Source organism: Allofranklinella schreckenbergeri (genome assembly GCF_003703475.1).
Taxonomy (GTDB): domain Bacteria; phylum Pseudomonadota; class Gammaproteobacteria; order Burkholderiales; family Burkholderiaceae_C; genus Lampropedia; species Lampropedia schreckenbergeri.
The window spans coordinates 65,023-85,215 of record NZ_RDQM01000007.1 but is presented as its reverse complement, the minus strand read 5'-3'; the positions used below and the strand labels follow the sequence as shown (position 1 = coordinate 85,215).

15 protein-coding genes are annotated in these 20,193 nt (G+C 60.4%); 9 read left to right on the top strand and 6 right to left on the bottom strand.

Annotation, left to right across the window (positions count from 1 at the left end):
* Nucleotides 1–27 precede the first annotated feature (27 nt).
* From EBQ26_RS06860 to EBQ26_RS06850, 3 genes are all read left to right on the top strand, one after another.
* On the top strand, nucleotides 28–255 hold the full coding sequence (locus EBQ26_RS06860) for a hypothetical protein (RefSeq protein WP_238944215.1): 228 nt from the start codon (nucleotides 28–30) through the stop codon (nucleotides 253–255).
* Nucleotides 256–483: 228 nt separating this feature from the next.
* Nucleotides 484–1,776 (top strand): Lcl C-terminal domain-containing protein, encoded by a 1,293-nt coding sequence (locus tag EBQ26_RS06855; RefSeq protein ID WP_238944214.1) that lies wholly within the window; start codon nucleotides 484–486, stop codon nucleotides 1,774–1,776.
* Between the two features lie 128 nt (nucleotides 1,777–1,904).
* Nucleotides 1,905–2,384 (top strand): Lcl C-terminal domain-containing protein, encoded by a 480-nt coding sequence (locus tag EBQ26_RS06850; RefSeq protein ID WP_238944213.1) that lies wholly within the window; start codon nucleotides 1,905–1,907, stop codon nucleotides 2,382–2,384.
* A 156-nt stretch (nucleotides 2,385–2,540) separates the two neighbouring features.
* Here EBQ26_RS06850 and hpnC read toward each other — a convergent pair whose 3' ends face one another.
* The 4 genes from hpnC to EBQ26_RS06830 form a co-directional block, all read right to left on the bottom strand.
* Nucleotides 2,541–3,407, bottom strand: a complete 867-nt coding sequence (gene hpnC / locus EBQ26_RS06845) for a squalene synthase HpnC (RefSeq protein WP_122238268.1) — start codon at nucleotides 3,405–3,407, stop codon at nucleotides 2,541–2,543.
* A gap of 204 nt (nucleotides 3,408–3,611) precedes the next feature.
* Nucleotides 3,612–4,454 (bottom strand): M48 family metallopeptidase, encoded by an 843-nt coding sequence (locus EBQ26_RS06840; RefSeq protein WP_122238267.1) that lies wholly within the window; start codon nucleotides 4,452–4,454, stop codon nucleotides 3,612–3,614.
* Nucleotides 4,455–4,552: 98 nt separating this feature from the next.
* Nucleotides 4,553–5,296, bottom strand: coding sequence for a lysophospholipid acyltransferase family protein (locus EBQ26_RS06835; protein WP_122238339.1), 744 nt, complete (start codon nucleotides 5,294–5,296; stop codon nucleotides 4,553–4,555).
* A 209-nt stretch (nucleotides 5,297–5,505) separates the two neighbouring features.
* On the bottom strand, nucleotides 5,506–6,147 hold the full coding sequence (locus EBQ26_RS06830) for a GIY-YIG nuclease family protein (RefSeq protein WP_122238266.1): 642 nt from the start codon (nucleotides 6,145–6,147) through the stop codon (nucleotides 5,506–5,508).
* Between the two features lie 390 nt (nucleotides 6,148–6,537).
* Between EBQ26_RS06830 and EBQ26_RS06825 the strand changes: the two genes are divergently transcribed.
* From EBQ26_RS06825 to EBQ26_RS06800, 6 genes are read left to right on the top strand one after another with little or no spacing between them, the layout of a single operon-like run.
* Complete coding sequence (locus EBQ26_RS06825) at nucleotides 6,538–9,432, top strand: SNF2-related protein (RefSeq protein ID WP_390614179.1); 2,895 nt, start codon at nucleotides 6,538–6,540, stop codon at nucleotides 9,430–9,432.
* 11 nt (nucleotides 9,433–9,443) lie between these two features.
* Nucleotides 9,444–11,126, top strand: coding sequence for an ATP-dependent nuclease (locus EBQ26_RS06820; RefSeq protein WP_122238264.1), 1,683 nt, complete (start codon nucleotides 9,444–9,446; stop codon nucleotides 11,124–11,126).
* The gene (locus EBQ26_RS06815) at nucleotides 11,123–12,010 is read left to right on the top strand and encodes a DNA adenine methylase (protein ID WP_313790374.1); all 888 of its coding nucleotides are present in this window, start codon (nucleotides 11,123–11,125) and stop codon (nucleotides 12,008–12,010) included. Before EBQ26_RS06820 ends, EBQ26_RS06815 begins: the two co-directional genes overlap by 4 nt.
* Nucleotides 12,011–12,023: 13 nt before the next feature.
* Nucleotides 12,024–13,736, top strand: a complete 1,713-nt coding sequence (locus EBQ26_RS06810; protein ID WP_122238263.1) for a site-specific DNA-methyltransferase — start codon at nucleotides 12,024–12,026, stop codon at nucleotides 13,734–13,736.
* The gene (locus tag EBQ26_RS06805; RefSeq protein ID WP_122238262.1) at nucleotides 13,736–14,773 is read left to right on the top strand and encodes a virulence RhuM family protein; all 1,038 of its coding nucleotides are present in this window, start codon (nucleotides 13,736–13,738) and stop codon (nucleotides 14,771–14,773) included. Before EBQ26_RS06810 ends, EBQ26_RS06805 begins: the two co-directional genes overlap by 1 nt.
* 3 nt (nucleotides 14,774–14,776) lie before the next feature.
* Nucleotides 14,777–17,542 carry a DEAD/DEAH box helicase gene (locus EBQ26_RS06800; RefSeq protein ID WP_122238261.1) on the top strand — a complete coding sequence of 922 codons (2,766 nt, stop codon included), beginning with the start codon at nucleotides 14,777–14,779 and terminating at the stop codon, nucleotides 17,540–17,542.
* A 32-nt stretch (nucleotides 17,543–17,574) separates the two neighbouring features.
* Here the strand turns inward: EBQ26_RS06800 and EBQ26_RS06795 are convergent, their stop codons facing one another.
* Nucleotides 17,575–18,393, bottom strand: coding sequence for a class I SAM-dependent methyltransferase (locus EBQ26_RS06795; protein WP_122238260.1), 819 nt, complete (start codon nucleotides 18,391–18,393; stop codon nucleotides 17,575–17,577).
* Between the two features lie 435 nt (nucleotides 18,394–18,828).
* The gene (locus tag EBQ26_RS06790) at nucleotides 18,829–20,187 is read right to left on the bottom strand and encodes an MFS transporter (RefSeq protein ID WP_122238259.1); all 1,359 of its coding nucleotides are present in this window, start codon (nucleotides 20,185–20,187) and stop codon (nucleotides 18,829–18,831) included.
* Between the last annotated feature and the right edge of the window lie 6 nt (nucleotides 20,188–20,193).

Here is a 20,193-nt window from a genome sequence, read left to right as displayed (position 1 = left end):
CTGTTGCCTCTATACAATCCGCCGCCTATGCAAGCTCTCTACGCAACAACGCCCCAAGCGCGCTACGGCGCGCTTGGGGCGTTGTTGCGTAGAGAGCAGCAAGCAGCAAGCAGCAAGCAGCAAGCAGCAAGCAGCAAGCAGCAAGCAGCAAGCAGCAAGCAGCAAGCAGCAAGCAGCAAGCAGCAAGCAGCAAGCAGCAAGCAGCAAGCAGCAAGCAGCAAGCAGCAAGCAGCAAGCAGCAAGCAGCAAGTTTGACCGTCCTCTCTTAATCATTCCCGCCCGGCTGAAAAACTTTCAGCCGTTTGCACTTTCCCATCGTTTCCTTGGCTCGCCCGGCCGCGCTTTACAGCGCCGCCGGGTTTTTTGCGTTTCTGGCGTGGCCCGGCTCGTGGCCTGGCGCACGTTGCGCGCTTGCACATGCCAGCCGCGTATTCGCCATGTTTTCTTCCCCCAACCTGCAACCAAGTGAAGGAGGCTTTCACCATGCAATCCACGCCCCGCCAGCGCTCTGTGCGCTGGCTGACCCAAACAGCCCTGGCGGCCATGCTTGCCCTGTCTGCCCAGGCCCCTGCCAGTGCGTCAAATGATGCGCTGCCCCCCGCCCTGCAAAGCGTGCAGGAGCTTTACCTGGCCTTTTACCAACGCCCGGGCGATCCGGCTGGCATGCTTTACTGGGCTGACGTAGCCAGCCGCGACTTTCGCGCGGTGCTCACCGAGTTCTCAGGCGCTCGAGAGGCGGGGCGCCTTTACGGCCCCATCAATGCGCAAACCATTGGCAGCGTGATTGACAAGATTTACCTGGCCCTGTTTGGCGCCGCGCCCGATGCCGCAGGCCGTCAGTACTACATCGACAACTTCAACAATGGCCGCTTTACCGCTACCGATCTGGCTTACAGCATCCTCAAAGGGGCGCAGGATGGCGTGCGCCCGGACTTGACGGCGGTGCGCAACAAGCTCATCGCCGCCAACCGGTTTGTGCGCGCGCTGGATCCCGAGATGGATGGGCGCAACCTCCAGGCGACGTACAACGCAGACGATGAAATCACCGTGCGCGCCTGGATGGTGCAAGTCACCGCCAGCCGCCTTTACACCAGCGCGCAGGTGCGCGACTTCATCGTCAACCAGGTGGCCGCGCCTGGCGATCCGATTCGCGTTGGCACGCCCACGCCGCCGCAGGACATGGCCCCGAAACTGCCGCATACGGGCGTGACCGACCAGCAGTGTCTCCAAGTCGGCACAGACGCCAGGGTGCCTTGCAACAGCGCCCAAGCCATTGCACTGAGTGGCGCGGGCAATCAGGATGGCATGCGCGCCCACATCAACCCCATGAGTTACAGCGAAGTGCCTGGCTACGACCGCACCGAGTGCGTCAAAGACAACGTGACGGGCCTGATCTGGGAAGGCAAGGTCAATATCCCCGGCCATTTGCGGCATTTCGAACTGCGCTACACCAACCAGGGCGATGGCAGCGCGGGCGATGTCAGCGAATACATACAGCATGTCGTCAATGCCAAAGGGCTTTGCGGCTTTCACGACTGGCGCCTGCCCACTGCCGAGGAGCTGCATGGCCTGGTGGACTACAGCAAATCCCGCTGGAAGGTGCACATCAATAGGGAGTGGTTCCCCCACACACAGCGTGAGCGTTATTGGACCTCAGACGCCCAATCGCGGGACCCCAGCAACACAGCCTGGTACATCAACTTCGATGATGGGGACGTCGATGATGACTCGCGGTCCTTCTCCTACGCGGTGCGCCTGGTGCGCTCCGGCCGGTGATGCCATGCCTGCGGCTTGAGTGCTGGCAAAAAGGGCGACGGTTTTTGGCGCCGGTTGCGCCCCCCGTGCTTTTGCGGCCCAGGCTTTGTTTTCTCTGTTTTTCTTTTCTTTCTAAAGGGGAACCCACCATGTATTCCCATTTCACGACCGCTCTTCGCTTGACCGTTGGTGCCTGTACTCTGGCAGCCGTTGCTGCCCAGGCCTGCCCCAGTACGCAGCCAGGGCGTTTTGTGCCCAACGGCGCTGAGGTGCTCGATACCCGAACCGGCCTGATTTGGCAGCGTTGCAGCGCGGGCCAGACCTGGAACGGCGAGACTTGCACTGGCAGGGCTACGGATATGAACTACGACGCCGCCTGGGCCTATGCCAAAAGCCAGCCGGGGTGGCGTTTGCCCAACGTCAAGGAGTTGTTCAGTCTGGTGGATCGTGCCTGCTTCGACCCAGTCATTGACGCTACGGTGTTCCCGGCAACGGCCACCAGCTACCACTACTTGACTTCGACGCCTTCGCCTTATGGCGTTCGGCATGTCAACTTTCAGTACGGCACGGTGGATGAAAGTTATCTTCACAACACCAACCGGGTTCGCCTGGTGCGCTCCAACCCCTGATGGAGCGGCGTAGCCGCCAGGGTTTCAAGGCAGGCGCAGGGGCCTGCCTTTTTTTCTGGGTGCGGGCGGATGCCCATTTTCTGGACGCGCTGCATGGCGTTGGGCGGGCCATCCGCTCGTTCTTTCTCTCCTCTGCTGGGATCTGTGCATCCCTGTTCACATCCGCCAGGCCCGCCACAGCAAGGTGGGGATGTCGCCCCGGGTGATGGTGGGGCGGTGGATGTAGCACTCGTAGCCCGATTGCTCCATTTTCTCCAGCACGCGCAGGCCGCCTTGCACGACTACGCGCAGCTCCCAGCCGGTGCGCCCGCGCAGGCGGTGCACCAGCGGCGCGCCTTGTTCCATGCAGGCGCGCGTCCATTGCACCAGCTCGGCCATCAGGTTGGTCAGCGCGGCAGGCTGGCGGCCTTGCGCCAGCGCTTGCTGTTGTGTGGGGCGGGAGATGCCAAAGGCGCTGGCGTCTTGCTCGGGCACGTACCAACGCCCGCGCGGGATGTCGTGCTGCAAGTCTTGCCAGAAGTTGATGAGCTGCAAGGCGGTGCAGATGGCATCGCTTTGTTGCAGTGAGGTTTCGTCGTCCACGCCGTGCAGGTGCAGCACCAGCCGCCCCACGGGGTTGGCCGAGCGGGCGCAGTAGTCGAGCAGCTCGGCGCGGTCGGCGTAGCCGTGGCCGGTGCCGGTTTTGCGCACGTCTTGTTCAAAAGCGTCCAGCAGCGCCTCGAAATGCTGTTGCGGCAGGCCAAAGCGGGCGATGCTGTCGTGCACGGCGGCCATGATGGGCTGCCAGTGCGTGTGGCTGGGCGGCGCGCTGGCTTCGCCGCGCAGGCAGTGGCGGTATTCGCGCAGCAGGTGCAGCCGCTCGGCCACGGGCAATTGGCCTTCATCGGCAATGTCGTCGGCGGTGCGGGCGTAGTGGTAGATGGCCGCAATGGGAGCGCGCAAATGGGCCGGGCACAGCCAACTGGCTACGGGGAAGTTTTCGTAGTGGGTGACGGGGCGGTAGGCTGCATTGGGGGCGGGCATGAGGCGTATTAGAACCGAATCCAACCGGGGATATGGGGCAAATGGCGGGGGCAATGGGCATGGGATGGGAGTGCGTTTTGGGGTATGCCCGAAGGGAGAGCGCCGCGCACTCCCTCTCCCGCTTGCGGGAGAGGGCTGGGGGTGAGGGTGTGCGCCCGCCTCCTGCCAATACACACGGGCTGTCCTGGCTGCCTACCCTGCTGCTCAATCCAGCCAGTTTTCCAGCGCGATGCGCCGCAGTTGGCGACGCCGTTGTTCCCAGTCGGGGAGGGCGGCTGCGACGTGCGCCCAGAAGCGCGGGCTGTGGTTCATTTCCCGCAAGTGTGCCAGCTCGTGCACGAGCACGTAGTCGAACAGCGCGTCCTCCATGTGGATAAGACGCCAGTGCAGGCGGATGGCCCCTTGTGCGCTGGCGCTGCCCCAGCGGGTGCGGGCGCTGGTGAGCGCCAAGCGGGCGGGGCGCACGCCCATGCGCGGTGCCCAGTGCTGGGCGCTTTCGTGCAGCTGGGCCTGGGCTTGCTGGCGCAGCCAGCGCTCGGCAGCAGCGGCGATGGCGGGCGCGGGGGCGTCGGGCGGCAGGGGCAGATGCAGCACTTGGCGCACGGGTGAGGGCTCGGCCAAGGCGGCGATGGCGGCAGCGCCTGCCTGCCTGCGGGCGGGGTGCAAGGCTTCAGGTGCTGGCAAGCGCTGAAGGGCGGCGCGCCGCCCGGCCAGCCCCAGGCTCAAGCGCAGCCACTGCCCGCGCCAGGCAAGGTAAGCGCCATCGCTCCAGGCCGGTTGCGCCGGGCTGGCGGGGGCGTGGGCTGCGCGCTCGGTGAGCTTGGCGATGATCCAGCCCGCGCGCGATTGCAGGGCGGCATCCAGATCGGCCGGGCGCAGCCAGTGCGGCGCACGCACCTGCAAGCCTTCGGCGGTGATGCGCATGCCGACGCTGCGGCGCTCGGCGGCCGTCCAGACGTAACCGATGCGCAAGGTTCGCCCCCCGCTGCTCAGGCGGATTTGCCGGTTGGCGTGCGGGTGGCTCAGGCTGGCGGGGGGTGTTGGCATTCAAGATGGCGTTTGGATAAATTTGTAAATCAATGTGAATTGAATTTTATGTACATCATGCCGAAATAGGCATATTATTTTTCTTTTGAAATGTAATTTTAAGTATTTTCCGGATAGGCTTGCGGATCGATGCGGCGCATTTCGGCCTCGATCCACGCCTGCACTTGCGCCAGCAGCTCGCTGGCTGTTTTGCCTTCGGTGGAGATGGGCGGGCCGATGGAAACGTCCACCACGCCGGGGTATTTGACGATGGCGCGCGGCCCCCAGCAACGCGCCGAGGCCACGGCGACGGGCACCACCGTGGCCTGCGTATCGACGGCCAGGCGCGCCCCGCTGGCTTTGTAGGTGCCCGTTTCGCCGCGCGGCACGCGCGTGCCTTCGGGGAACATGATGATCCAGTTGCCCATCTCCATCAGGCGGCGGCCTTGCTCGAGCACCTTGTGGAACGCCTTGGCTCCGGTGGCGCGATCGATGTGCACCATGTCCATGCGGCCAATGCCCCAGCCGAAAAAGGGGATGGAGAGCAGCTCTTTCTTGAAGACGTAGGACAGCACCACATGGCGCAGCACCAGCGGCATCAGAAAAGTCTCATACGTCGATTGGTGCTTGACCAGCAGCACCACGCCTGGGGGCGGGCTTTCAGATTCGCCCCCTTGCGGCGCGCGCGCAAAGGCAGGCAAATGCTCCATCCCCTGCACCCGGTAGCGGATGCCCAGCAGCCAGCGGGCGCTGCTGACGCACCAGTTCAGCCACGCCACGCCAATGCGGTAAATCGGCTCGCCGCGCACAAACAAAGCCGCAACCAGCAAAACCAGGGCGAAAGGCACCAGCGTCATGCCCATGAGCAGCAAATGCAGCCAGGAGGCCACAGCCGCGCGGAGGTAGGAAAACAAAGAACGGCGAGGGGGTGTCACGGTATCGATCAGGTGGATGCAAAGGCGCTGAGGGTACTACCGAATTGCAGCGCGCTGGCGCATGGAAAGCAGGGGCTTGACTGCCGCCCCGCCCCACTGCTGGGCCGGGCGGGGAGGGATGGGCGGCAAAGCTGCGATCAGCTCGCGCCCGGCGCGTTGGCGTCGAACTGCTCGGCTTCCATGCGGCGGCGGCGCTCGTCGAGCAACTCCCCCTCGAACAGCCAATGTTCCGAACCACTGGCCGTAGGCGTGCGATAGCCCAGCCGGTGCAGCGCGGCCAGCGCCGCCGCCGACAGGCTCATTTCCTGCCCCTGATAGCTCACCCGGTTGTCCTGCTGCACCGTGGCGGTGATGGCCTCATCGCGCGAGAAATGCAGTACCGCCCCCTGATGGATGCCGAGCGCGGCCAGGCGGATACGCGGGCGGCGCGCCTTTTCCTTCTCCAGCGCCTGCCGATCCTCGGCATCGGCTGCGATCTGTCCGGGCGTGACCTCCGTGAACTTGCCAATGCTGATTGCCAGCACTACCTTTTCCGGATCAACACGAAAGAACTCGCGGCGCGGATTGATGCGCTGCTCGGAAAACAACTGGTGCAGGATGCTCTCGATCCGGCGGCAGGCCTCCACCTCCGCGGCGAAGTAACACTCGAACGGCAGCGGCACGCCGCTGTGCGCATTGAGCTGGGCCAGGCGCGATTCCACCGAATCGGCTTCGGTCATGCCGATCTTGACGATGCCGGGCATGGCTTCATTGGTCAGGACATAGACGATCTGGGGCATGGGAAAAGAAAGGCATGAGTGGCGCCAACGCTGTCAGTCTGTTGAAAGTTTTTGTATGGCCGACAAGAAAACGGATTGGGGGCTGCAGCGCCAGAAAACCCTCGCTCTGCTTTGAGCCAAGACTGCATGGTAGGTGCAGGTGGTGTTTTGCATCGCATCCCAAGCCATTTTTTGCCCATTGGGACTCAGGCCTCAATAGGCTCTTAAGTAACAATGGCCTACCGCATCAGTTGCCTGCAAAGTTGATGGAAAGGCCGTGAAATGTGCTGCAATCTCCCTCCCCTCAACGAAAACAATCAATCCAAAAGTCAAACGATAGCCGAACATTGACAGATCAGCAGCATGAATGACAAGGCTGTAGGTATTACGGCGCATTAAGGAAAACGGATGATGCAGCGCTTTCTGCCCCCCCACCAATCCCAATACCTCGCTTGGCAACTCACCCGCCAGGCCGAGAGCGGCAGCGTGGCTGCGCTGGCCAGCAGCCTGGTGGATGCGCAAGTGGATTTGAACCCGCACCAGGTCGATGCCGCCTTGTTTGCCTGCCGCAACCCGCTCTCCAAGGGCGTGATCCTGGCCGACGAAGTGGGCCTGGGCAAAACCATCGAGGCCGGCCTGGTCATCCTGCAACGCTGGGCCGAGCGCAAGCGCCGGATGCTCATCATCGTGCCCGCCAACCTGCGCAAACAGTGGCATCAGGAGCTGCAAGACAAGTTCGGCCTGCAAAGCCTCATTCTGGAAGCCAAGAGCTACAGGGAGCTGCGCAAGCAAGGCCGCGGCAACCCGTTTGAACACGCGGGCGGCCCCATCATCTGCTCCTACCAGTTTGCCAAGGCCAAGGCCGACGACCTCAAGCGCCTGGCCTGGGACCTGGTGGTGCTGGACGAAGCCCACCGCCTGCGCAACGTCTACAAAAAAGGCAACGTCATCGCCAGAACGCTCAAAGATGCGCTGGCGCACGTGCCTGCCAAGGTGCTGCTCACCGCCACGCCGCTGCAAAACACCCTGCTGGAGCTGTACGGCCTGGTCAGCCTGATCGACGAGCGCGTGTTTGGCGACCTGGAGAGCTTTCGCACCCAGTTTGGCGCCAAGGCCACCGAGCAAAGCCTGCACAAGCTGCGCCAGCGCCTGGCCCCCGTCTGCCAGCGCACCTTGCGCCGCCAGGTGCAGCCTTACGTGTCCTACACCCGGCGCAAGGCCATCGTGCAGGAATTCACCCCCTCGGCAGACGAGCAGGCGCTTTCCAGCCAGGTGGCCGACTACCTGCGCCGCCCCAGCCTCAAGGCCCTGCCCGAAGGGCAGCGGCAACTGATCTCGCTAGTGCTGTGGAAACTGCTGGCCTCCAGCAGCCACGCCATTGCCGGAGCCTTGGGCACCATGGCGCAGCGCCTGCGCACCGTGCTGGCCGAAACCGCCCCCGGCTGCGATCTGCTCGAAACCCTGGACCAAGACTACGAAAGCCTGGACGAAACCGCCGACGAATGGAGCGACGAGCCGGGCACTGAAAACGGCCAAAGCGCCCCTGCCCCGCCCAGCCAGCCCAACGAATACCAGGCCATCCAGGCCGAAATCGAAGAGCTGGAACACTTCCAGCAACTGGCCACCCGCATCCGCCAGGATGCCAAAGGCCAGGCCCTGCTCACCGCGCTGGGCAAAGCCTTTGAAGAGCTCGAACGCCTGGGCGCGGCGCAAAAAGCCATCATCTTCACCGAATCCAAACGCACCCAGGACTACCTGCAAACCCTGTTGGCCGACACCTCTTACGCCGGTGAAAGCGGCCAGGGCATCGTGCTCTTCAATGGCAGCAACAGCGACGCGCAAGCACAAGCTATTTACAAAGACTGGCTAAAGCGCCACGCGGGCACAGACCGCATCACCGGCTCCAAAACCGCCGACACCCGCGCCGCGCTGGTGGAGCACTTCAAAGAACGCGGCACCCTCATGATCGCCACCGAGGCTGGTGCCGAAGGCATCAACCTCCAGTTCTGCTCCCTCGTCATCAACTACGACCTGCCCTGGAACCCCCAGCGCGTCGAACAGCGCATTGGCCGCTGCCACCGCTACGGGCAGAAGCACGACGTCGTCGTCGTCAACTTCGTCGACCGCAGCAACGAAGCCGACGCCCGCGTCTACCAACTGCTGGCCGAGAAATTCCAGCTCTTTGAGGGCGTCTTCGGCGCCAGCGACGAAGTGCTGGGCGCCATCGGCAGCGGTGTGGATCTGGAGCGCCGCATTGCCGACATCTACCGCACCTGCCGCAGCCCGCAAGAAATCCAGGCCGGCTTTGCCAGCCTGCAAGAAGAGCTCTCCGGCGAAATCAACCAGGCCATGATGCAAACTCGGCAAACCCTGCTGGAAAACTTTGACGAAGAAGTGCAGCAAAAACTGCGCCTGCGCCACGACGACAGCCGCAACACCCGCAACCAGTTCGAACACATGCTGCTCGCCCTCACCCAAAGCGAGCTGGGCCCGCACGCCCACTTTGACGAACACGGCTTCACCCTGCACAGCCTGCCGCCCGGCCTGCACGGCGTGGAGCCCGGCCGCTACGAACTGCCCCGCAAGAACGGCCACGCCCACCTCTACCGCACCGGCCACCCCCTGGCCGAACACCTGTTGCAACAAGCCCGCCAGCGCGCCAACCCGCCCGCGCGGCTAACGTTCGACTACGCCGCCTACGGCAACAAAATCAGCACCCTGGAGCCCTACCGCGGCCAAAGCGGCCAACTCGCCCTCAAACTGCTGCGCGTGCACGCCCTGGGCCACACCGAAGAACACTGCCTGCTGGCCGCCGCCACCGCCAGCGGCCAAGCCCTGCACCCCGAGGATGCGGAAAAACTCCTGCGCCTGCCCGCCACCGCAGCCAGCATCCCCGCCCCCAGCGCCACACCGCCCCTGCTGGACGCACTACACACCCGCCGCCAAGCCCTGCTGACGGGCATCCAGCAACGCAACCTCGGCCACTTCGAGCAGGAAGTGCAAAAACTCGACGACTGGGCCGACGACCTCAAACTCGGCCTGGAAGAAGCCATCAAGGAAACCGACCGCCAAATCAAGGAAGTACGCCGCAGCGCCACCCATGCCGCCACCCTGGAAGACAAACTGCACTGGCAAAAACAGCAACGCCAACTGGAAGCCCAGCGCAGCAAACAGCGCCGTGAACTGTTTGAACGGCAGGATGCGATCGAGGCGCAGCGCAACCAACTGATCGAGGGGCTGGAGGGGCAGTTGCAGCAGCGGGTGGAAGAGCAGGAATTGTTCTTGATTGAGTGGATATTGATATAAGGGGAAGAGCAATGTCAAAAACTCAGATAAAAAAGTTGACAATTGAAAAGTTTCGCGCATTAAATAATGTGGAAATTGAATTCGGCGATCACATTACAGTCATTTGCGGAAAGAATGGAACATCAAAATCATCCATTCTCGGCATCGCAGCGCAAATTTTTAGCTTCGAGAAAGATTACACCAAAGACAAGGAGATCAATTATCAGCAAATTGCTGGAAGCTCGTTTAAGTCTCAATACAGCGAGCATTTCAGAATTTCAAAAGAATTCGACCAGCCCGGATCAATGATTGTTAACATAGAATTACATGACGGCCACACCAATCAGGATGCAACCGCAAAACTTGAGCTAATGAAGCGAGGCGCGTCACCAAGACCGGTAGTTCGCAATAACAGTACAGTCAAAAAGGGAGAAAACACAAGTCGCAACTTCACTCATCCAGTTATTTTCCTTAGCTTAAAGCGACTTTACCCCATTGCAGACAGGAAATATGAAATTAATAATTTCGATTATTTGGAGGAGCACAAGGAAGAATTCATTGGGCTAACTAATGAACTATTAAATCGCCAATCCTCTCTGGCCACAGGGACAGGAGGAACTATTAGTTCAGCGGTGGCGCATGGCGAAAACTATGATCAAGATTCTGTTTCTGCTGGTGAAGACAATGCAGGGCAAATCATCTTGGCGTTGATGTCGTTTCGCAAGCTGAAGGAAGAATATACTGACTACAAAGGTGGCCTGCTGCTTATAGACGAAGCAGATGCCGGGCTTTTTCCAACAGCACAAGTAAACCTGTTGAAAATTTTGGAAAGGGAGTGCAGAGAACTTAATCTTCAGGTCGTGATGACCTCTCATTCGCCTACACTGATTGAGTATGCCTACCAACAAAGTCAGTTATACCAACGTAAATATAAAACTGTCTATTTAAGCAACACGTTTGGTGATGTGCAGGTGATGAAGGACTGGTCTTGGCCACGGATCAGTGCAGACATCAACACCCAGACTGTTGCAGTGGGGACAGGCGAAAAGCTTCCCAAGGTCAATGTTTACTTCGAAGACAAGGAGGCAGCGGACTTCTATGCTGCCCTGATGAACCGGCAGTCCATCAAGAGATTTACAAATTCACTGCCAGAGGTGACTTTGGGCTGTTCAAACTACCTGCAGTTAATCAAGCATGGCGTACCGGAGTTCTCAGAGAGAAGCATCATATGCTTGGATTCGGATGCTGCTCATCAGGTTGGCAAGAAGAACCCGAAGACCGTGGTTATTCTTCCGGGAAAATTGCCTCCTGATCAGTTGATCTTCGAGTATCTATACAACCTCCCTGCTGATAATGATTTTTGGGGAAATGATTTGGGGTATGCTCGCCCAAATTTTACCCAATCAGCGGCAGAGGTCATCCGTGAATTTTCCATCAATGGAGATCGGGTTGATGTAAAAGAAAACCTAAAAAATTATCAAGGCAACAAGAAGCCACGAGAAGTCTTCAAGCGATTCTACAAGGATTCCGAGTTTCAAAAACTTGTTGCCTTGCCATCAAAGTCGCGCAACCCGTGGAGGCACTGGATCGAAAATAATCGAGATGCCTGCAATAAATTTTTAGAATGCTTCGAACTGGCTCTTCGCGGCGTAATGAGTAGCGGCTATGCTGTTGATGCCAGCAAGCTGGCTGTATTAAAAACAAAGCCAAAGTGAGGTTAATTGTGTATTCGAATAAACTATATAGCCCGCTGCGCTACCCTGGCGGCAAGGGACCATTTGCCACTTTTATTGCAGATGTGATGCGGAAGAATGGGCTCTTGGGAGGGCACTACTTGGAGCCGTACGCTGGTGGTGCTGGAGTAGCGTTGGAGCTATTGCTCCATGGCCACGCCAGTCATATTCATATCAATGATGCTGATCCAGCGGTGTATGCCTTCTGGATTTCTGTAACCAAGCATTCCCGTGAATTGTTGCGCTTACTCGACTCTACGCCCATTACCATTGAGGAATGGTTTAGGTGGCGATCTGTTTTACGCGGAGAAGCCAAGGCGAGCATGGTTGAAAAGGGGTTTGCAACACTGTTCATGAACCGAACGAATCGTTCCGGAATTCTCAAGGCGGGAGTCATTGGAGGTCAGAAGCAAAATGGTGATTACAAGCTGGATGCGCGCTTCAAAAAGGATGTCGTGGCCGCACGCATACAAGCAATTGCAAATTACTCCTCCAGTATTTCCGTTTACTGTGAAGACTCCCTGAATCTTCTGAATCGATGCTCGGATTTCTTGCCGAAGAAATCGCTCATCTATCTCGACCCACCCTACTACGTGAAGGGTAAAGGGCTGTATCGTAACTACTATGAACACGATGATCATGCTGCCATAGCAAAAAAACTACAGCAAAAAAGCTTTAAATGGCCATGGGTTGTGTCCTATGACAATACTGGGGAAATTTGCGCCATGTATCAGATGAGTCAGTCATTGAGTTATGGTCTGAACTACACTGCACAAAAACGATACGTAGGGAATGAGGTGATGTTCTTCAGTCAAAACATTGAAATCCCGGAGGAAGGGATCCCGCAAGCAAAGGCTGTGAGCTGAGCAGGAAATTTTGATGAATAGCAAAAACCAAAAACTCGAACTCACCTGGATTGGCAAAGACAAGCGGCCGAAGCTGGAGGCGCGGATTTTGCTGGAGAATGGGGAGCGGTCGTATCACGCTGGGCGGCGGGTGTCGGAGGTGGATGTTTTTGATAACCGGCTGATTTTTGGGGATAACCTGCTGGCCTTGAAGGCGCTGGAGGCGGAGTTTGCGGGCAAGGTGAAATGCGTGTTCATTGACCCGCCGTACAACACGGGCAGTGCGTTTACCCATTACGACGACGGGCTGGAGCATTCGATTTGGCTGGGGCTGATGCGCGACCGGCTGGAGATCATCAGGCGTTTGCTTTCAGATGATGGTTCGTTGTGGATCACGATTGATGACAACGAGGCACACTATTTGAAAGTGCTGTGTGATGAGATTTTTGGGCGATCGAATTTTGTATCCTCATTTGCATGGGAAAAGGATAAGGGGAGAAGAAACGATACTGATATCTCTAGCGCGCACGATCACGTGCTTCTCTTCGCAAAAAATAGGGAGTCTTGGAAAAGGGTACGCAACCCTTTACCAAGAAGCGATGCTCAAAAATCTCGTTACCGCAATCCAGATAATGACCCGCGCGGAGTTTGGCTTCAAGGTGATAATGGAACCGCAAAAAGTGGAGGCGATTCACTTCTTTACCCAATCACGTTGCCATCTGGGCGAGTTGTAACGCCACCAAAAGGTAACTATTGGAGGTTTTCAAAGGAAAATTTTGAAAAAGCTAGAGCAGAAGGAAGAGTCTACTTTGGCGCAAATGGTGATGGAATGCCGTTGATAAAAAGATATCTTGCGGATGTGAAGGACGGGGTTGTTCCCAGAACTTGGTGGCCTGCTGAAGAGGCAGGCTCAAATCAGTCGGCTAAACGTGACCATTTGAGGAAGTTGCTACCTGATATTGAGCCATTTGCAACACCAAAGCCGGAGGAGTTAGTGGGGCTTATATTGCATATAGCCACCAACCCCGGTGATCTCGTCCTCGACTCCTTCGCCGGTTCCGGCACCACGGGTGCTGTCGCGCACAAAATGGGCCGCCGCTGGATCATGGTGGAGCTGGGCGAGCATTGCCATACGCACATCATTCCGCGCCTGAAAAAAGTCATTGATGGGGAAGACCAGGGCGGTATTTCCAAGGCGGTGAACTGGCAGGGCGGCGGGGGCTTTCGCTATTACCGGCTGGCGCCGAGCCTGATCGTGAATGACCGCTGGGGCAATCCGATCATCAACCCGGCATACAACGCGGCCATGCTGGCCGAGGCGCTGGCAAAGCTGGAGGGTTTTACCTATGCGCCTTCGGAAACGCTGTGGTGGCAGCATGGGCATTCCAGCGAGCAGGATTTTATTTTCGTGACCACGCAAAGTTTGTCTGCCGCGCAGTTGCAGGCGCTGGCCGATGAGGTGGGCGATGGCCGCAGTTTGCTGATTTGCTGCTCGGCCTTTCGTGGCGTGACGGCGCAGCAGGCGCTTGAGCGCTGGCCGAATCTGACGCTGAAGAAAATCCCCAAGATGATTTTGGCCCGCTGCGAGTGGGGGCAGGACGATTACAGCCTGAACGTGGCGAATTTGCCGTTGGCCAAGCCGGATGCGCAAGCGCCTTCAAGCCCGCCTGCTGCCAAAGGGAAAGGGCGAAAAGCTGCCGACACGGCAACGGCAGACATGTTTGGCGGCGACGAAGAGGATGCCTGATGACGAAGAAGAAGCAGGAAGTTTCCATCGTCCGGTCCTCGGCGGCAGAGTATCTGACTTATGTCGCGGCCACGGGTGATCAGCCTCAATCGGTTGAGATGCGCTATGAAAATGAAAACATCTGGCTGACGCAGAAGATGATGGCAGCGCTTTACGATGTGACGGTGTCTGCGATCAATCAGCATTTAAAACGAATATTTGACGATGGGGAGTTAATGCCTGGGGCAGTTATCCAGGATTACTTAATAACTGCCAGCGACGGGAAGAACTACCGTGCCAAGCATTACAACCTTCAAGCCATCATTGCGGTGGGCTTTAAGGTCAACAATGCGCGTGCGGTGCAGTTCCGCAAATGGGCTGGGGGCATCGTGAAGGACTACACCATCCAGGGCTGGGTGATGGATGTGGAGCGCCTAAAGCATGGGCACATGTTCACGGATGAGTATTTCGACCGTCAGCTGGAATATATTCGTGAAATTCGCCTGTCGGAGCGAAAGTTTTATCAAAAAATTACGGACTTATACGCAACTGCTTTTGATTACGACAAGGACGCTCAGACCACGCGAACATTTTTTGCGCTGGTGCAAAACAAGCTGCACTGGGCTGTGCATCGTCACACGGCAGCAGAGTTGATTGCGGCTCGTGCCGATGCAGACAAGGCACACATGGGGCTGACGCATTGGGAAGCTGCGCCGCACGGGAAGATTGTCAAATCGGATGTATCGGTAGCCAAGAATTACCTTAGCCCGCAAGAAATGGATTATCTGGAGCGAATTGTTTCCATCTATCTTGATTTTGCAGAGTTGCAAGCGATACGGAAGATCCCCATGTCCATGCAGGATTGGGCCAAGCGCCTGGATGGTTTTCTGGAGTTCAATGGAAATGAGTTGTTGACCGGGCCTGGAAAAATTTCGCATGAACAGGCCAAGCTGCATGCGGAAACCGAGTTTGAAAAATACCGCATCGTGCAAGACAGGCTTTTTGAAAGCGATTTTGACCGGATGCTCAAGCAGCTAAGCGCGGGCGAGGGGGAATAAACCATGAACACCCGCGTACAACACCATGTCAACGGTCGGCTATCGCTGCGCGCGCCGCAGGCGGAATCACTGGCAAAGCTGATCCAGGCCATTGAGGCCGCGCCGGAAATGCTGACGCATGAGCGCGAAGGCCATGACCGCGATGTGGCAGCCATTTTGAGCAGCCTGAAGGCGCAGTTTGCAACGCTGGATGACTTTGAGCGCGACTTCCCTTCGCTGTGCTTTGCGCTGGCCACCGGGGTCGGCAAGACGCGGCTGATGGGGGCGTTTATCGCCTATCTGCATCTGGCGCATGGCATCCGCAATTTTTTCGTGTTGGCGCCCAACCTGACCATTTACAACAAGCTGATTGCCGACTTCACACCCAACACGCCCAAGTACGTGTTCAAGGGTATTGCCGAGTTTGCGCAGCAGCCGCCCCTCATCATCACTGGGGATAACTACGAGCAAAGCGGCGCGGCGGTGGAGGTGCAGCCGCAGGGGCTGGGCATGGGCTTTGTGCAGGACGTGCGCATCAACATCTTCAATATCAGCAAGATCAATTCCGAGGTGCGCGGCGGCAAGGAGCCGCGCATCAAGCGCATGCGCGAGGTGCTGGGCGAGAGCTATTTCAACCACCTGGCGAACCTGCCGGATCTGGTGCTGCTGATGGACGAATCGCACCGTTACCGCGCCCAGGCGGGGATGCGGGCGATCAATGAATTGCAGCCGCTGCTCGGCCTGGAGCTGACGGCTACACCATTCGTGGAGAGCAGCCGCGGGCCGGTGGCATTCAAGAACGTGGTGATGGATTACCCACTGGCGCGGGCGCTGGAAGGTGGCTTTGTCAAGGAGCCGGCCGTGGTGACGCAGCGCGGCTTTGATGCCAGCGCGCACACGCCGCAGGAGCTGGAAAAAATCAAGCTCGAAGACGGTGTGCGCCTGCACGAAGCCACGAAGGTGGAGCTGCTGACCTATGCGCGCGAGAACGGGGTGAAGCCGGTCAAGCCCTTCATGCTGGTGATTGCGCGCGACACCACGCATGCCGCCGACTTGCTGGCCTTGCTGGAGTCGCCCGCGTTTTACGAGGGGCGCTATGCGGGCAAGGTGATTCAGGTTGATTCCAGCAAGAGCGGCAAGGATGAGGAGCAGATGATTGCGCGCCTCTTGGCCGTGGAGAGCGTGGATGAGCCGACCGAGATTGTGATTCATGTCAACATGCTCAAAGAAGGCTGGGACGTGACCAACCTCTACACCATCGTGCCGCTGCGCGCGGCCAACGCGCGCACGCTGATCGAGCAAAGCATCGGGCGCGGCCTGCGCCTGCCCTATGGCAAGCGCACCGGCGTGGCGGCGGTGGATCGGCTCAACATCGTCGCGCACGAGCGGTTTCAGGAAATCGTGGACGAGGCCAACCGGGGCGATTCGCCCATTCGCCTGAAGCAAGTCATTCTGGAAGCGCCGCAGGCGGATGAGAAAAAGGTGAGCGTGCAGGTCAGCGCGGGCGTGCATGCGCGTCTGGGATTGGAAAGCGCACCGGAAATCGTCCAGGTTCCGGGCAGCAACACCCCCGCCCCGCCTGCGCCGGCGTTTGCCAGCGAAGCGGAAAAACAGGCCGCGCGCGCGGTGATGGACGTCATCGGCCAGTACGAAACCCGGCGCGATGTCGCCCCTACCCGCAGCGCGCTGCTGCGACCCGAGGTGCAGCAGACCATCGCCGCCGAGGTGGCCGAACGGCTGCGCCCCATGCAGGGCAGCCTTTTGAGCGGCTTGCCGGCCGACGCGGATGTGGCCGCGCCTGCGCTGGACCTGTCTGCCGTGGTCGCCAAGACATTGGATGCTGTGGTGCAGCAAAGCATCGACATTCCGCGCATCGCCGTGGTGCCCAAGGGCGAGGTGCGCACGGGCTTTCACCCCTTCACGCTGGATGTGAGCGGGCTGCACCTACAACCGGGCACGCGCGAGATCGTGGGGCAGATGCTGCACAGCAATGCCCAGTTCAGCCTGGCGGCGGAAATCGGTCTGAAGGAGCAGCGCGCCGAGGACTATATCGTCCACGCGCTGCTGGACGTTGACGACATCGACTACTTCACCCAGTCCGAGCTGCTGTACGAGCTGGCTGGGCAGATGGTACGGCACTTGCGCAGCTATCTGACGGAGGAGGCCGACGTCATCAACGTGCTGGATCGTGACCGCCGTCTGATTGCGCGTGAAATCCATGCGCAGATGCAAGCGCATTTCTATGAGGAGGCTGCGGGTTTCGAGGTGCGCATCAGCCGTGGCTTCACCCAGCTCAAGGCCTGCCAGTACACCGTGGCCGCAGGCGAGGCCGCGCGCCACTACCGCGAGACATTGGCCGAGCCTGGCCGCATCAAGTCTCTGCTGTTTGGCGGCTTTGCGCGCTGCCTGTACCCCTTGCAGAAATTCGACTCGGACACCGAGCGGCGCTTTGCCATCCTCCTGGAGCGCGATGCGCTCAAGTGGTTCAAGCCCGCCAAGGGGCAGTTCCAGATCTACTACAAGCTCGGCAGCGAGCAGTCCGAATACGTGCCCGACTTCGTGGCCGAAATGCAGGACTGCATCCTGATGGTGGAAACCAAGGCGCGCGGCGACATCGCCAGCGCCGAAGTGCAGGCCAAGGCGCAGGCCGCCGCCCAGTGGTGCCAGCACGCCAGCGACTACAGCGCCAGCGTGGGCGGAAAGCCCTGGCGCTATGTGCTGGCGCCGCACGACGAGGTGCTGGAGTCGAAACGGCTGGCGGATTTTTTACGATTTGAGCACAAAGCCTGAAACACACTTCAAGGTGACGTGGAGTGCTGCTGCTAGCCACCCGGCAGCCGCAGCCAGCACAGCCCCGGCATCTTGTGGCCCAGCGGGGTTTTCTCGATCAGTGGGATCAGCCAGTGCAGCGGGCCGCGCGGGAATAGGAAGGTGACGTTGTGCACCTCGACCGGCTGGCCGATCCAGCGCGAGAAGCTGGGGGCGAGCTGGTCGCGGTCGATGCCCCAGGGCATGGGCGGGGTGCGATAGTGGCGGGTTTTCATCCAGCCGCGCTGGCTCAGGGTGCGGCGCGAGAGGGCGCGGCTGAGGTAATCGAACATCAGGATGGCGTCGGGAAAGCGCGCGGCCATGGCGTTGACGAGCTGAGCCACGTCCTGCTCGCGCAGATACATGAACAGCCCCTGGGCGCAGATGAACACGGCCCGCCCGGGCGGTACGGCGTTGAACCAGGCGGTGTCCAGCGCGCTGCGGGCGATGTGCAGGTGCTGTGCGTCGGGCTGGATGAAGCGTTCGCGCACGGCGATGGCCTCGGGCAGGTCAATGCTCAGCCACAACGCCTGCGGCGCGTTGATGCGAAAGCGCTGGGTTTCCAGCCCTTCGCCCAGGTTGACGATGACGCCATCGGGGTGTTCGGCCAGAAACTCGCGCAGGCGCGCATCGCACAACTGCGAGCGCACGCCGTGCGAAGGCTCGGCGCGGCCGAAGCTGCGTTCGTAGTCGTAGTCGATGGCGCGGTAGATCTCCAGGCACTTGGGGTCGCGGATGCAGCCGTCGGGCCGCGCGGCCTCGCTGGCGCGGTTGTGCAGGGTCCATAACATGGTTTCGGGGACGTCGCTCAGGCTGGGGGTGATGGGTTTCATGGCGTGATGGGGAGGAGTGGTCGCCCTTGGTCGGCCTGCGGCAGGGCACGGAGTGCTCGGCACGCATCAGGCGGCAGGTGGGGCTGTGATCGGGGCGGGAAACGGGGATGGGTAGTGCGACCGACGGCGCGCCCCTGATGGCGTTGTATGGCAACGTGGGCAGTCGAGGGGCGCACAGCGCGGCCGTGCATCAGGTGGCGGCCGGGCATGTTGCACGTGGCGCAGCAGCTGCTTGAAGGGGCGGGAGGGATTGGCGGCAGGCATGCGGGCTCCATCCAAAAAAGCCGTGCACATGCCTGGCGCCGGGTAGGGCGAGGCTGCGCACAAGCGGGCAAGATTTGGCTGGCACCGGCGCGGCCACGACCGCCAGGCGCTTGGCTGAAGGCGGCAGTATAGGTTTGAGTTTTTCCCCTACGCTTTGTGCTGATCTGCTGCTCAATCCTGCTGGGCGCTGGGAGAGGCCGCCACCGCATCGCGCAGCCGCCAGCTCAGCGCGCAAACCAGGGCCAGCCAGACTGTCAGTGCGCCCAGCATGGCGCCGTGGCCCAGACGGTCGAGCAGTAGGCCGGCCAGCAGCGGCGCCAGCGAGCGGGCGCTGATGAACAGGCTGGACTGGATGCCGTAGTCCAGCGCCTGCAGCGGCGTGCGGGTGTGGCGCATCATCAGGCCGAACAGCAGCGCTGCGCTGGCGCCCATGGCCATGGCCAGCGCAGTGGCGGCGGCCAACAGGGCCGGTTTGCCCAAGCCGCTGGCCACGGCAGTGCCCAGAGCGGCCATGGCCAGCAGGTTGAATCCGGCAAACAGTGGCAGGGTGCGGCGCACGCCCAGCTTGTGGGTCAGGCGTGCGCTGGCCAGGCTGGCCAGGGCGCTGAGCAGGCCGCCGGCCACGCCAACACCCCAGGCAATGTGTTCTTCGGCAAAGCCTTGATCGAGCAGCAGGGGCTTGAGATACACCCAGCCAGCGCCCACGGCGGGGAAATAGCACAGCAGCAGCAGCGCCCAGGCCCGGCGCGGCTTGGGCTGGAAATAGGCCAGTACATTGGCTGGCACATCGGTCAGCCGAGCTTTTTGGTGTGCCGCTGCGGGGGGCTGCCCGGCGCCTTGGGGCGGTGGCGGGATGGCTGCCGTTGTGGCGCTCGTGTGCAGCGGCAGCAGAAGCAGGGCCAGGATGCCGACGAGCACGGCGGCGGCCAATGCGGCAAAGGGCCAGAACCAGCCCAGCCGGGCGTGCATCACCAGCATCAGACCGCCGCCTGCGATGGCGCCCAGCGAAGTGGCGGCCGAGCGGATGGCGCCCGCGCGCGTGTGTTCGGATGCGGGCAGGATGCGGATGGCCAGAGCATTGCTGGGCACGTCGGCCCAGGTGCCCAGCAGGCTGGCGAGCATGAGCAGGGCGAACAGGGTTTGGGGCGCGGTGTTGTGCAGCGGGTGCAGCGCCAGCGCCATCAGCGCGGCGGCGTAGGCCAGGCCCAGCGCCAGGGCCCAGTTGCGGTAGTTGAGCGCGCCGTGCCGGTCAGCATCGCTCCGGTCAGCGCCACCCCGGACAGCGGCACGGCCCGAGCGCAAAGGCCAACGGTCGATGGGGGCGGCGAGGGCGAATTTCAGCATGGCGGGCAGGCCGGCCAGTTGCAGCAGGCCGATCTCGGTGCCGCTCCAGCCGTGCTGGCGCAGCACCAGCGGTAGGCCGATGAACAGATAGACGGTGGGCGCGGTCAGCGCCAGGTTGAGCCAGCCGATCAGCCCTTGCTGCGGCCACCAGTGGCGCGATGGCGTGTGCGTTTGCCGTGTGTGCATGGGGTT